The sequence below is a fragment of the Geothrix fuzhouensis genome, assembly GCF_024609325.1.
GTDB classification, from domain to species: Bacteria; Acidobacteriota; Holophagae; order Holophagales; family Holophagaceae; genus Geothrix; species Geothrix fuzhouensis.
In genome coordinates this window covers 1-13450 of sequence record NZ_JANHMQ010000003.1, presented here as the reverse complement: position 1 = coordinate 13450, position 13450 = coordinate 1, and the positions used below count along the sequence as shown (strand labels likewise).

The window sequence follows — 13450 nt, the reverse complement described above, 5'->3', positions numbered from 1 at the left end:
ATTAGAACTGGAACTTCACGCCGAACCGGTAGCGGCGGCCGACCTGCCAGGCACTGGCAGCCCCGTAGCGGACGTCGGGATTGGCGCCCTGGTCCGTGGCCTGCTGGTACTGGTTGGTGGCGTAGCGTGCGTTGAAGAGGTTGAACACGTCCACGCTGGGGACCAGCCGGTAGCGCTTGCCGATCTTGTAAACCCAGTCGAGGTGCATGTCCACGTTGTTGAGGGCGGGCGAACGGCCGGCGTCGCCCTGCTTCCCGTTGGCGGCCACGGCGTCGCCGTAGAAGCCGATGTCCAGGAACTTGTGTGAACCGCCCGCGCCGTTGAAGTCACCACTGCCGACCGATCCACCGGACCAGTTGGAATCTGTGTTGAACGCCGTGTCGCTGTTGGCGACAACGGGATGCCCGGCGGCATCGTAGTACTGGTGAGCCGTGTCGTAGCCGGGCGCGTAGCCGTTGGTGGTGGAGCCGTCATCCCACAGGCTGTTGGGGGTGCCGCTCTGGTAGGTCCAGTTGAAGCCCACGTTCAGATCGCCGCCGAAGAAGTCGAAGCGGTGGCTGGCGAAGAGCTTGACCACGTGGGTGCGGTCGTTGGGCAGCAGGCCGTAGCCCACGTAGGGGAAGTAGTCGAAGCTGGCGGTGATGTTGCCGTCCGCCTGGCCATTGGAGCTGGACACCACGCCCTCGTAGTTGCCTTCCAGGCGGCTCCAGGTGTAGCTGAAGCTGAAGGTTTCGCGGTCGGTCTTCTTGTCCAGGGTGAAGTCCACGCTGGAGTACTTGTTGCCGGCCTTCTCGTACCCGGTGTTCTGGACGGTGAAGAGGCCGGTGGCTGGGTTGTAGTAGTCCAGGATGTTGATGCCGTAGTTGTTGGTGGTGATGCCCTGGCCCAGCAGGACGTTGGTCATGCTCCTGGAGTTGGGACGCCACTGCTGGAAGGCCCCGGGGTTGCCGATGACAGCGGCGCCCGCGCCGTACTGGGGGTTCCCCGCGGCATCGAGCACGATGGCCGGACCCTCATCATAGGGGTTGCCGTACTGGTCGGTGAAGACCATGTCTTCCATGGGGTCCTTCAACTCGCGGTACTTGGCGTGCACGCCCGCGGTCCAGCCGCTGGCGAAGGTGTGGTCCACGCCCAGGATGTACTCGGAGCGCTTGGGGAGCTTGGTGCCCTCGGCAATGGGATCGAAGCTGAAGGGCGTGCCGTAGTCCACGATGCTGCTCGGGGTCGCGCCATAGGTGTAGGCGCCCGTGGTGTTGTTGTAAGAGGAGTTGGAGGCGCTGTAGTTGTAGCGCAGGTAGGTCTCATTCGCGTAGACGCGGATGGCCATGCGCTGGGGGATCTGCTCGAAATAGGTGGCGTAGTTGCCGCTGATCTTGGTCTTGCCGTCCTGGTTCACGTCCCAGGTGAAGCCCAGGCGGGGCTGCACGTAGTCGCTGAACTTGTCGAACTTCATGAAGGACCGGTCGTGAAGATCCCGCTGGTCCTGGGTCTCGAAGCGGAAACCATACATGAGCTTGACGCCGGCGCCCACATCCCAGGTGTCCTGGGCGTAGACAGCGTTGATGATGGCCTTCACGGTGGCGTTGGTGTGGAGGAACTGGCGGTTCAGTCCCCTGAAGGACGCGCCAGAGTTGATCGACACGCGCTCACCGCCGGAGGTGGCGGCGATCTCGGAATACTTGGACACGAGCTGGGACAGGCCGAACTTCATGTTGTGGTTGCCCACGAACCAGCTCAGGTCAACCTTGGCCTGGGTGGTCTTCGTCTTGTCCTCGCTCACGTAGTAGCCCGCGCCGCCACGGACGAAGGGCAGGCCGCTGAGGGCATTGGGATCGCCGCTGTTGAAGCCGGGGCCGTTCTGCTCCCACTGGTAGTCCGTCACGCGGACATCCGTGGTATCCGTGGGGTCAATGGTGGTCTTGTACTCGGTGGTGCCGACCTTGGCGCTGAGGAACAGGCTGGGATTGATGTTCCAGTCGTAGTTCAGCACGAAGTTCTGGACGGTATCCTTGCGATTGCGGCCCAGTTGCGCGTTGCCCAGGGTGCCGGGGTACTGGTTCGGGAAGTCGTCTTTCCCGTCGTTGATGTTGGCCGAGAAGGTGATCTGCTGGTCCTGGGTGAGGTACCAGTTGATCTTGCCGATGACCTGGACGTTGTCGATCGTCTGCTTGCCATTGCGGAGGCCGCTGAGGTTGGGCAGGTTGTTGCTCTCGTTGGTTTCGGTCTTGGCACCGTCGACGCCCAGGAAGAAGAAGAGCTTGTCCTTGATGATGGGACCGCTCACTTCGGCGCCGAGGTCGTAGCGGCTGTTCGGGGGATCCTGCTTGAAGTACTCGTTCCTCTTGGGCACGGCCTGGATGCCGATGGCGTCCCAGGTGGCCCAGGCCGAACCCTTGAAGGCGTTGGTGCCGGACTTGGTGATGGCGTTGATCACGCCGCCGAGGGCGCTGAACTCGGGCTTGAAGCCGCCGGTCTGGATTTCCACCTGATCGATGAAATCGGTGACGAGGGAGGCGCCCTGGTAGCCGCGGGCCGTGTTGGTGGTGGACAGGCCGTCCACGACGTAGCTGTTCTCAGCGGCGGAACCGCCACCGATGGAGGGATCGTTGGTGCCGGGCATGCCGCCGGTGACCACGCCGGGGGCCAGCATGGCGATGGTGCTCATGTCGCGGCCCTTGGGAATGGCCGAGAGGTTGTCCATGGAGGTCACGAGACCCGTCTGGGTGGTGGTGGTGTCCACGGTGGCGGTGGTGCCGAGCACCTCGACCACGGTGGCGGCCTCGCCAGCCAGCTTGAAGTTCACGGGCTGGGTCTGGTTCACCAGCACGGTGATGTTCTGGGTGATCTTCTGGAAGCCGCTCTTGGTGACTTCAACCGTCCAGGCACCGGGGTTCATGAGGCCGAGGCGGAAGTTGCCATCGGCGCCGGTGACCGCCTGACGCGTCGTCTGGGTGGAGGTCAGGCGGACGGTCGCACCAGCGACCGGGGCGCCCTTGGCATCCGTCACGGAGCCGCTGACGGCACCAGTGGTGGCCGTCTGCGCGTGCGCGACGATGCCGCTCCCAGCGACGATGGCTGCGGCCGTGAAGCCGAGCCGGGTCAAGATTCGATTCATAGAAACTCCTTTTGGGGGGAAGGCGGCAGAGCCGCAGGGTGCTAGTGTAAAATCGACAAGATGTGAGTACAGGAAGGGGAAAGCAAACCCGCCGCAGAATCTGCGGCGGTGGCGGTGCGACATCGGAGGACAGCCAAAGATCGGGGGGACGAGTGTCGAAAGCATAGGCCAGGTTCCAAGAACATTACAAACAATTTTGATTCTGGAGCTGAGACAGGCCCTCAAGTTGCGAGGCATAAACAGGGGTAGTCCTTTCGATCGATATTTCTTAGTACATAAAGAAAGAGGCCCTTGCGGGCCTCTTTCTTTGGAGCGGCAGTTCCTAGAAGCGGAAGCCGGCAGAAATTGCGATGCCGCGGGCGGCACCGTAGTACGTGGACGAAGGGTACGTCCCGTAGTTGGCGTTCCGGACCCAGGGAGAATTGACGCCCCCCGTGGCCGTGCCGTAGGTTCCCGTCGCGGCGTTCCAGGCGGTGTTCCAGCTGATCTGCTGCTGGTGGTTGAAGACGTTGGTGATCATCACCTTGGCGAAGGCCGTTACATCCTTGCTCACAATCTTGAAGAGCGGGAAGTCGTGGGTGATGGCCAGATCCAGGTAGGAGGCGGCGTTGAAGACGCCGGCACCGCGCGTCTGGTCCATGTACTGGACGCCGGAGGTTCCGAACTGGCTTGAGATGGTGGGGCCACCCAGTCGGGCCCGGGTGATGCTCCGGGTCTGGCTGTAGTGCGAGCCGGAATCGAAGCTGTAGACCAGGCCGACGGAAGTCTTGCCGAAGACATTGGTCATGGTGCGGTTGCCGGTGATGCGCATGCGGATGGGCTGGTGGCCGGCCAGGTAGCCATTGGGGGTCGTCCACTGGTTATCGTAGAGAGCCACGCCGTCCTGGACATTGAAGTTGTTGAGGCCCTCACCGCGACCAGGGCTGCTGGTGCCTTCACCCTCGTAGTTGCCCTTCAGCTGGCTCCAGCTGATGTTGCCGAGGAAGCTCCACTGGTTGTGGTTGAACTGGGATTCGAGTTCCAGGCCCTTATATTTGCGCTCGGCATTGGGGTTGTTGTCCCACTGGCGCACGTAGATCACGGATCCCGTGGGATCGGTGACTGTGCCCACGTTGCCGACGCTGTAATCGATGAGGTTTTCCCACTTCTTGTAGACGCCGGTCAGCTTCACGTAGCCGTCGCCGAAGCTCCCGAAGTTGAAGGAGTAGGCATAGCTCGCCTGCAGCTCATCCACCGTGGGGGCCTTGAGGTCGTTGCTCAGCTTCACGTTCAGCTTGGGGTCGTTGTAGTAGGTGGGAACGCCGCCGATATCGTAGAGGGACAGGTCCTGCAAGGCCGTCAGGCTCATGGGCTGGAAAGGCCCGATGTAGGCGTAGTCGATCTCGGTGGGGTTGCCCTGGCTGGTGACGGAGTTGGTGATGCCCTCCAGCACCTTGGCGTTGTAGCGGGCGGCACTCAGGCCAAAGATATGCTTGCTGTCGCCGAAGAGGTCGTACTTGACGCCGACGCGGGGGGAGATGCCGTTGGCACCGGCCGTGGAGGTGCCGCCTTCGTTCTTGGCGTCGTACTTGTCGAAGCGCACGCCCAGCTGGAAGTTCCAGTGTTGGTTGAGGCTCCACTTGTCGTTGACGTAGAGGCCGTAGGAGTAGTTCTTGGCGGAGCCGGAACCACTCTGGTAGACCCACACGTCGGCACCATAGGCCTCGCGGGTGGCCAGGTTCAGGCCATAGACGCCGAAGATGTAACCGGTGGGCGTCTGCTCGTTCTTGGCCTGGCGCTTGCCCTGGTAGTAGTCGATGCCGAAATCCGTCTGGTGGCTGCCGGCGGCATCCCAGAAGAGGCTGGCCTTGAGGTTCAGGGTCTGGTTGTCGCGCTCGTCGCCGCCATCCGTGCTGTTGAAGATGCCGTTGTTGCTGTAGCCGCCGACCCCGTAGGTGTAGAAGGGGCTCTGGCCGTTGGCGAGGCCGCCGGCGGAGAGGTTCTGCTTCTTGTTGCCGGCGCGGAACTCAGTGGTGAAATTGGTGGCCCAGGCGGCGCGCCAGGTCACGTTGGCGAACTCGGAGGTGTTGATCTGCGGGACCAGCGAGCGCAGCTCAGCCGCGGAGTAGTTGCGGTTGATCTGGTCCATGCGCGCGTTCATGAACGAGGCGATCAGGGTGTGATCCTGATTGATGGCCCAGGTCAGCTTGGCCTGGCGGCGGATTTCCTTGTTCCGGGCCATGTAACCGGCGTTCAGGCCTTCGGGCCCGTTCAGATTGGTGCCGGCGGGCCAGAGTCTATAGACGTCCGACTGGTTGATGCCGATGGCGCCCGCGGTGTTCTGATCCGTGAAGAAGTAGGAGGCTGCGAACCAGAGCTTGTCCTTGAGGATGGGGCCGCTCAAGTAGAGGGTCTTCTCCTCGTTCATGACGTTGTTGACCTTGGTGCGGTCCTGCAGGGGCTGCATGGCATTCCAGGCGGCATCCTTAAGTTCCCAGCGCAGAGAGCCGCTGAACTCGTTGCCACCGGAGCGGGTGATGGAGTTGACGACGCCGCCATCCACATCGCCGTACTCGGCGGACATGGCGCCCGTGACGACCTGGGTTTCTTCGATGGCATCATCAATGGTGCGGACGCCACGGTTGTTGTAGGCGTTGTCGGAGATGTTCTGGCCGTCCAGCAGGAAGAGGTTGCCGGAGGTCATGGCGCCGCGGATCTGCACGCGGCCACCCACGCCGACGGTGACGCCGGGGGTGAGGAGGGCGACGCCTTCCATGGAGCGGGCGGTGGGCAGGAGGTCGACGGTGTCGTTGCGGTAGTTGCTGGCGGTCTTCACGTCGGTCTTGTCGACGGCGGGTGCCGCGGCGACCACTTCAACGACCGCGCCACCGACCTTACCCAGGGTGACCCTGGGGCTGTAGGTCTGGTCGATGCCGAGCTGCTCGGTGATCTTGCGGGTCTCCAGGCCATCCTTGGTGTACTGGATGGTGTAGAAGCCGGGAGGCAGCAGGCGGGCGATGAACTTGCCAGTGGCATCCGTGGTGTAGGTGCGGACGCCCTGCAGGGCGGGGGAAGTGAGGCGCACAACCACGCCGGCGAGGGGGGCGCCAGCGGCATCGACGACTGTGCCGGTGATGTTCGCGGTCTGCGTGCCCTGTGAATACAGAGCAGCCCCGCCCAGGGCGATGAGGGCCGTAATGCGGCCCAGGCGGTTGTTCAAGAGATGCATAGCATCCTCCAGGAAACCAGAGCCGGACAGGTGCGGCCCCGTGGTGAAAAAAGCATCTGTGACCCCTCGTGGAGCACGGGGATTTGCCCGGGCAGAGGGTGTGACAGAAGGCAGTAGAAAGAGAAAGATCCGAGATTGATGATGGAGCCATTGTATTGCGAGGGGTGTTAATTTTTGTGAATTCTTGCGGAAAGATGGGAACCGAATCGGTCGAGACGGCATCACAACTTGAATTTCGAACAGCGTGTATCGGCTTACGATGCCGGGTGATTTCTGGAGTGTAATCTATTGTGGGCGATTTTATCCAAGTAAGTCCCAGCGGATGGGTGGACCAGGCCTAACAAGGAAACTTTGACCTACTGCGACGGACATAAGCACGGGCCCCGAAGGGCCCGCTCTTATGGGTGACCGACTGCGGATCAGAACTGGTACTTCAAGCCCAGCCGTACCCGGCGGGCCGTCTGGTAGGTCAGCACGTTCATGAAGTTGGCGTTCGGGGCATCCACGGCCTGCTCGAAGTCCTGGTCATAGGTGACCGGCTTGTGGACGTTCCACAGGTTGAAGATGTCGGCGCGGAGGGAGATCTGGTGCTTGTTGGCCAGCTTCCAGACGTACTGGCCGCTCAGGTCGAAGTTCAGGGTGTTGGGGGTGCGCCCCATGGATCCGCGGCCTCCGGCGGCAAGCTCGCCGTTGTTGTCGTAGTCGATCAGGCCGTAAAACTTGTTCAGGGGGGTGCCCGTCTGGAACTTCACCAGGGTGGTGAGCGAGAACCCGAAGTCCCACTGGTAGGTCACGCCGCCGTTGGCCACGACGGTGCGGTCATTGGGGAGCGGTCCGGAGGCAAAGGCCTCCTCACCGGTCAGCCCGCGGGGGTGGTAGTCCGGGTTGTTCGGATCCTCATACTTCTTCATGTATTCCAGCGAGAAATCAAAGAGCGATGTGATGTTCGGATCACTCTGGCCGTTGTCGTTGCGGAACAAGCCTTCGTAGTTCCCCTCAAGCCTGGAGAGTCTGAGGTTGAAGAAGGCCATCCAATTCTTGGCATTCTTCGTGGCCTCGAATTCGAAGGCCCAGTAATCCCGCTTTGGTTTTGGCCAAGAGGCCGTGGGGGTCACGCTGTTCCCCAAGGTGGGATCAATCGCGGCCGCCATGGCGGTGATCACGTCCGTATTCTCACCAGGATTGCCGATGAAGTAGGGCAGGTTGTTGCCGCCGTCAACGCCGAGGTCCTCAAGGACGCGGCCCACGGAACGGTAGATGATCCGGTTGCTGATCGTAAGGCCCTCGGCTGGGCGCATGTCCCATCCGAGCACATATTCCGTGGTGTAGGGCAGTTTAGTGTTGGGCAACACCGGAGTCAGGAAGCCCGCACTGCCGACGAAGTGAAGATCGGTGGTGGAACCGGCCACGCCATAGGCGCCGGATGGCCGGACGTCCCGAATGGAGACACCATTCTCGATGGGATTGGAGAGGGAATTATAGGCGCTGTTGATGGTGTAGAAATCGGAGCGGCTGACACCAATCTCCCGGCTGAGGGAACGGACCGCCAAATCCAGTGGGACCTTTTCGAAGTACTTGCCGTAGAAGGCGTAGATCTTGTTCCGGCCATCGCCTTCCGGATCCCAGGTGATGGACAGGCGCGGGGCCATGGAATCGGCGGCCTTGAACTTGTAGGTCTCCTGCGCGCCCTGCATATTCTCCTCTTCCCAGCGGAACCCGGCCTTCACGAACAGGCGGTTGTTCCAGGAATATTTCCCCTGGATGAAGTAGCCCTCCCAGGGTGCCTTCGTGGTGAGGAGCGGCGGTGAGGTGCGTGCACGGACAATGCGGTAGTAGGGGGCAATGTTGCTCAGGGGTGTGTGCCCGTCGGCATCCACGAGATTGGGATCGAGCATGTAGTACCGCTGGCGGACCTGCGCGCCGCTGGAATACGGCTGGCCGGTGGCGGTTGTGTGAGGATCCAGGAAGCCGGGAGGGCCCTGGTAGATGTTGCCGCCCTTGTGCTCAATGTCCTCCTTGAAGTAACCAGCCTTCAATTCGAACGGACCAAAGGTCTTGGTCAGCTTCAGGTCGTACTGGCGGTTACGGTCATCGGTGCCATCCACAAAACCGGGACCTGGGGCATAGCCGAATCCGGTGTAGACATCCAAAACCTGGAAGTGGGACTGGGTAGTGGGCCCCAGCTTCCGCCGGAACTTGTTGTTGGCCTGGGAAACCCGGGCCTCCACGAGGAAGTCGTTGAAGAACACGCCGTTGTACTTCAAGGTCCAATTGCGGCCGCCGAATTCCACCTCTTCCCAGGAGTCGGGAGGATCATATAGCGCGTTGTTAAGGTTGGGGCCGAAGGGCAGCTTGCCGGGATCCCCGAAAACGCTGAACTCCAAGGACTGGGTGGTGGTGATCATCCAGTTCAACTTTCCGTAGTAAGTGTTCGTCTCGGTCTTCTGCTCGACCTGGCGCCCGTAGAAGGGCTGATCAGGATCCACCTGCGTCCGCTTGATTGACGTGCGGATCGGGTTGTAACCGATGAAGTAGAAAAGGCGGTCCTTGATGATCGGGCCGGCGACCGTGAACCCGATCTCGTACCGGTTCCTGCTATCGAAAGACAGGGGAATGCGCAGGCTCGGGTCGATGCGGGGCGGAACCTTGTCCTTGGCCTGGAGACTGTCGATGTCGAAGTAGGCGAACACCTGGGCGTGCAGCGAGTTGTCACCCGTCTTGGTGACGGCGTTGACCATACCGCCGGTGGCGCCGCCGAACTCCGCGTCCATGCCGAAGCTCTTGATCTGCACCTCGCTGATGAAGTCGGTGTTGATGCCAGTGCCGAGGGAGCCGTAGACGATGGAATACGACCCGCTGGCCCCGTAGCCGGCGCCGGTGGTGTTGACGCCGTCGATGATGTACTGGTTCTCCAAGCCGGAGGAGCCACCCACGGAGGGATTGTTGGCATCGATGCCGCTGCTGGACACGCCAGGCGCGAGGTTCACCACGGAGGAGAATGACCGGCCCAGGGGAAGGGCGGAGATCGTCTCGGCGTTGTAGGTGGAGCCCGAGGTCTGGGTTGTGGTGTCCAGGGTCTGGGAGGCGGCCACCACTTCGACGACGGCCCCGGCCGCCCGTGTCATGACAAGTCGGACGGGGGTCAGGGTGTTGATGGAGGCGGTTGCGGTGAGTTTGGTCGCGGTCTCGAAGCCAGCCGCTGTCACCGTGAGGAGGTACTGGCCGGGGATGAGGGCCGAGGCCTTGAAGGATCCGTTGGCATCGGTCACGCGCACCACCTGCCCGCGGCCGCCGTCGAGGATGACCTTCGCCCCGGCGATCAGGGCGCCATTCGGACCGGTCACGGTGCCAGAAATGGCCCCCGTGGTGGAATCCTGGGCACATAGCATCACCCCGCCCAGGGCGATGAGGGCCGTCAGACGGCCGATGGAAGAAATGGTTCCCTGCATACAACCTCCGAAAGAAATCGGGGCCATGCACACCAGGTCCCGAGGGTGAGTACGGGTCCTCCCTCAGAAGCCGCATTCTTCGAGCCCGCCTGGGCTCGCATTCATGACCTCTGAGACATCTGCTTAGAAAAGATCGAGGGTCTCGGGTCGCATTGTAGTTGAAGTCCAAAAAAAAGGGAATTTTTTGGACTAGATCGGGAACCCTTGGTAATAAGGGCGCATGTTCTGGACTTATTGAGACTCAGCAGCCGATGGAATCCAACAGCCAGGGTTCCTGCCCGGGCCGGCCTGCCTTGAGCTCCAGGGTGGCTAGGTAGGCATCTTTCTTCAGCTGGTACCCGCCCTTGGTGTGGGCCGTGAACACCACGTCCCCCTTCTCGATCCTTTGCCCGACGCGCGTGTGCACGCGGATCCCCACGCCCAGGTCGAGCACATCGTTTCGGTCCTTGCGGCCGGCGCCCAGGTCCATGGCCAGCAGGCCGAGGGCCCGGCCGTCGATGGCGGTGACGTAGCCGGGCTGATCGGCCAGGATGTCGACCTTCTGCCCGGCCTGGGGCAGGCGGCTGAAGTCGTCCAGGGCCTTGGCGTCCCCGCCGTTGAGGGCCGTGAAGCGCCGCAGGGTCTCCAGGGCCGAGCCGTCCTGGATGGCGCTCTGCACCTTGGTCTCGGCCTCGGGGAGGGTCTGCGCGGCGCCGCCCATGATCAGCATTTCCGCGGCGAGGCGGAAGCTCATCTGGGCCAGCTCGGAATCGCCATGCTCGCCGCGGAGGATCTCGACGGACTCCATGACTTCCAGGGCGTTGCCGATGGCCCAGCCCAGGGGGGCGTCCATGCGGGTGATGAGCGCCCGGATCTGCATGCCATGGGCTGTGCCCACGTCCACCATGCTCTGAGCCAGGGTGCGGGCATCTTCCGGAGTCTTCATGAACGCCGAAGGCCCGCATTTCACGTCCAGCACCAGGGCGTCGGCGCCACCGGCCAGTTTCTTGGACATGATGCTGGCGGTGATGAGGGGGATGCTCTCGACCGTGGCCGTGATGTCGCGCAGCGCGTAGAGCTTCTTGTCCGCCGGAGCGATGTCGCCGGTGGGCGCCGAGTTGGCGAAGCGGGTCTCCTTGAGACTGCGGATGAACTCAGCGTCCGTGAGCTCGACTTTGAGCCCCGGAATGGCGGCGAACTTGTCCACGGTGCCGCCGGTGTGGCCCAGGCCGCGGCCGCTGAACATGGGGCAGGGCACGCCACAGGCCGCCACGATGGGGCCGAGGATGAGGGTCGTCTTGTCGCCCACGCCGCCGGTGCTGTGCTTGTCGACCTTGATGCCCGGCACGGCGGAGAGATCCATCCGCTTGCCGGAATCCCGCATGGCCAGCGTGAGGGCGAGGGTTTCCTCGGTGGTCATGCCGCGCCAGCAGATGGCCATCAGCAGGGAGGCGCTCTGCTCATCGGGAACGCTGCCGTCGGCGGCCCCCTTGACCCAGAAGGCGATCTGCTCGGGCGACAGGGCGCCGCCCAGTTTTTTCGTATAGATCAGGTCGTACATCCGCATGGGATGACTCCTTGCCTGAAGTCGCTCAGATGCTCTGGATCAGGCCTTCGAAGGCGCTGGTGTCGCTGCGGCCCTTGAAACGGGCCTTGTACTCAGCCAGGTCCTTCAAGGCCTGGGCGCGATCCCCGGCCAGGCGGTCGGTGTCCATCTGGCTGGCCCAAAAAGCCTCGGCCCAGGACACCCCGGGGGTGGCCTTGGCCCGCAAGCCGTCAAGTTGCGCGCGGGCGGCCTGGGCCTGGCCCAGAGCCAAGGCCCGCTGGGCAAGACGGATCTTGCCCCAAGCATCCTTGGCTTCGGCGGGAGCCTGCTCTTTGCCATCCAAGGCCAAGCGCCAGCTGGCCAGCAGCCCGGCGGTGGCGGCCTTGCGGGACGAGGGTGCCTCGGCCACCAGGGCCTCCAGGCGCCCCAGCCGTTCGCGCATGCGCTTCTCCATGTCGGCCGGTGGCACGGGCGTCACGCCGTCGCCTTCCACTTCCATCTGGAGGGCGGAAAGAGCCGCCTCGTGCTTTTCCGTGGCCTGGGTCTGGTAGGCACCCCAGGCGCCGTAGGCCACGCCCACGAGCACCAGGGCCGCGACCCCGATGAGGATGGATTTCAACAGCCCGCCATCCTCTTCTTCGCCCTTGCTCAGCTTGGTCTGGAAGTGGGCGAGACTCTGCGCGGGTTTCTGAACCTGGATTTCACGATTCTTGGGGGTCTGGGCCATGACAAACCTCTCTGACGGAGCAGCACTCAAACCATTGAGGATGCACCAATCCACTCGTTTCCGGCACTTGAAAATGCGTCACCGCCTGATATCCTTACCCTTCCTGCCTGGGTAGCTCAGTTGGTAGAGCAATGGATTGAAAATCCATGTGTCGGCGGTTCGATTCCGTCTCCAGGCACCACAAGAACACAGCCCCCGGCATGGGGGCTGTGTTCTTGTGGAGAGACGGGATCGAAATCACAGCAGTCTCGGGGCGCGTTTCGGAGGGCGGAAGACGCATCGCGTCTGGAGGCTGGAGGCGCCCATAGACTGCGTGCGGCGGAGGGGATGTGCGCGAGCGCAGCCCCGGAGGATTCCGTCTCCAGGCACCAACACCAAGGCCCCCAACCGGGGGCCTTGGTCTGTGAACGCGCGAAAAGGTGCCTATTCCGCTCCCGCCGGCCGGTAGTCGTCAGCCAGGGTGACGGGGACCTTCTGCTTGACCTCGTTCTGGATCTGGTCGCTGAGGGTCTGCATGTGCTGCTGCCGCCAGAGCTCAGGCAGCTGGGCCTTGACGGTCTCGAAGGGGGGGATGCCCTGGGCATGACCCTGGGTCTTGAGGGCTTCGACCCGCTCTTTGTAGAAGGTCTGGAGCTGCTCGTCGGTGGGGGTGAGCCCCGCCATGCGCTTCTTCATGAGGGCCTGGAAGTAGATGTTGGCCTGCTGCTGCTCCAGCTGACGCTTCACGGACGGGTCCTTGTCGAGCCCGGTCTGCGCGGCATAGGTGGTGACAGCCCTGGACATGGCAATGCGCTGGGCGAGCTGGGCACGGTCGTTCCGGGCGCCCGCGTCGGTGAGGAAGGCCTGGGCCTCCTTGGGATCCGGCGACAGGCTCTTCACGATGTCCTGGAACTCGGCCTCGGTGAGCTTGCTGCCGCCGATATTGGCGATGACGCGGCTGGAGTCGGGTGTGACGTTCTTGCCGCAACCCAGGGCGAGCGCCAGAAAGAGGGCCGGCGCTGCGACGAGCCCGGCCTGGATGGTCATCTTGGACATGAAACCCCCCAACAAAGCATCAAAGGATCCAGAATGACAGGTCCAGGAGGATCTCATGAGCCGAATTGCTGCCCTCGAAGGCCTGGATCTGGCGGTCTACAGCGCCACCTGGTGCCCGGATTGCCGCCGCCTGGAGGCCTGGCTGACCGACCATGGTGTCGCCCATCACAAAGTGGATCTCGAGGCTGAACCGGGGGCGGCGGAAAAGCTGGAGGCCGAGACTGGGAAGCGGGCCATTCCGTTCGTGCTGGTGAACGGGAGGCGCTGGGTCCGGGGCTACCACAAGGAACTGCCCCAGCGGCTGGATGGGGACCTGTTGGTGGCGGAGTTGGTGGCGGCCGGTAAGGCTTAGGGTGGAGCGCATCCAGGCCTGATTCGCTCCCTGTGGGGC

At 62.8% G+C, this 13450-nt stretch carries 7 protein-coding genes and 1 tRNA gene; 2 read left to right on the top strand and 6 right to left on the bottom strand.

What is annotated here, in order from left to right:
• Position 1 precedes the first annotated feature (1 nt).
• The 5 genes from NOV74_RS11505 to NOV74_RS11485 form a co-directional block, all read right to left on the bottom strand.
• Positions 2–3115 (bottom strand): TonB-dependent receptor, encoded by a 3114-nt coding sequence (locus NOV74_RS11505; protein WP_257312504.1) that lies wholly within the window; start codon positions 3113–3115, stop codon positions 2–4.
• A 322-nt stretch (positions 3116–3437) separates the two neighbouring features.
• Complete coding sequence (locus NOV74_RS11500; RefSeq protein WP_257312501.1) at positions 3438–6323, bottom strand: TonB-dependent receptor; 2886 nt, start codon at positions 6321–6323, stop codon at positions 3438–3440.
• Between the two features lie 419 nt (positions 6324–6742).
• Positions 6743–9772 carry a TonB-dependent receptor gene (locus NOV74_RS11495; RefSeq protein WP_257312499.1) on the bottom strand — a complete coding sequence of 1010 codons (3030 nt, stop codon included), beginning with the start codon at positions 9770–9772 and terminating at the stop codon, positions 6743–6745.
• 241 nt (positions 9773–10013) lie between these two features.
• The gene (locus NOV74_RS11490; RefSeq protein ID WP_257312496.1) at positions 10014–11318 is read right to left on the bottom strand and encodes a thymidine phosphorylase; all 1305 of its coding nucleotides are present in this window, start codon (positions 11316–11318) and stop codon (positions 10014–10016) included.
• 25 nt (positions 11319–11343) lie between these two features.
• On the bottom strand, positions 11344–12024 hold the full coding sequence (locus tag NOV74_RS11485; protein WP_257312494.1) for a hypothetical protein: 681 nt from the start codon (positions 12022–12024) through the stop codon (positions 11344–11346).
• 105 nt (positions 12025–12129) lie between these two features.
• On the opposite strand from NOV74_RS11485, the gene NOV74_RS11480 reads away from it, so the two are divergent.
• Positions 12130–12205, top strand: a tRNA-Phe gene (locus NOV74_RS11480).
• Positions 12206–12447: 242 nt separating this feature from the next.
• Here NOV74_RS11480 and NOV74_RS11475 read toward each other — a convergent pair.
• Positions 12448–13059 (bottom strand): hypothetical protein, encoded by a 612-nt coding sequence (locus NOV74_RS11475; RefSeq protein ID WP_257312491.1) that lies wholly within the window; start codon positions 13057–13059, stop codon positions 12448–12450.
• A 55-nt stretch (positions 13060–13114) separates the two neighbouring features.
• Here NOV74_RS11475 and NOV74_RS11470 point away from each other — a divergent pair, with 55 nt between their 5' ends.
• Positions 13115–13411, top strand: coding sequence for a glutaredoxin family protein (locus tag NOV74_RS11470; RefSeq protein ID WP_257312488.1), 297 nt, complete (start codon positions 13115–13117; stop codon positions 13409–13411).
• Positions 13412–13450: the final 39 nt, after the last annotated feature.

What these genes read in the sequence shown, in the direction of transcription:
- NOV74_RS11505 (WP_257312504.1), bottom strand. Translation starts at nt 3,115, where the DNA reads ATGAATCGAATCTTGACCCGGCTCGGCTTCACGGCCGCAGCCATCGTC.
- NOV74_RS11500 (WP_257312501.1), bottom strand. Translation starts at nt 6,323, where the DNA reads ATGCATCTCTTGAACAACCGCCTGGGCCGCATTACGGCCCTCATCGCC.
- NOV74_RS11495 (WP_257312499.1), bottom strand. Translation starts at nt 9,772, where the DNA reads ATGCAGGGAACCATTTCTTCCATCGGCCGTCTGACGGCCCTCATCGCC.
- NOV74_RS11490 (WP_257312496.1), bottom strand. Translation starts at nt 11,318, where the DNA reads ATGCGGATGTACGACCTGATCTATACGAAAAAACTGGGCGGCGCCCTG.
- NOV74_RS11485 (WP_257312494.1), bottom strand. Translation starts at nt 12,024, where the DNA reads ATGGCCCAGACCCCCAAGAATCGTGAAATCCAGGTTCAGAAACCCGCG.
- NOV74_RS11475 (WP_257312491.1), bottom strand. Translation starts at nt 13,059, where the DNA reads ATGTCCAAGATGACCATCCAGGCCGGGCTCGTCGCAGCGCCGGCCCTC.
- NOV74_RS11470 (WP_257312488.1), top strand. Translation starts at nt 13,115, where the DNA reads ATGAGCCGAATTGCTGCCCTCGAAGGCCTGGATCTGGCGGTCTACAGC.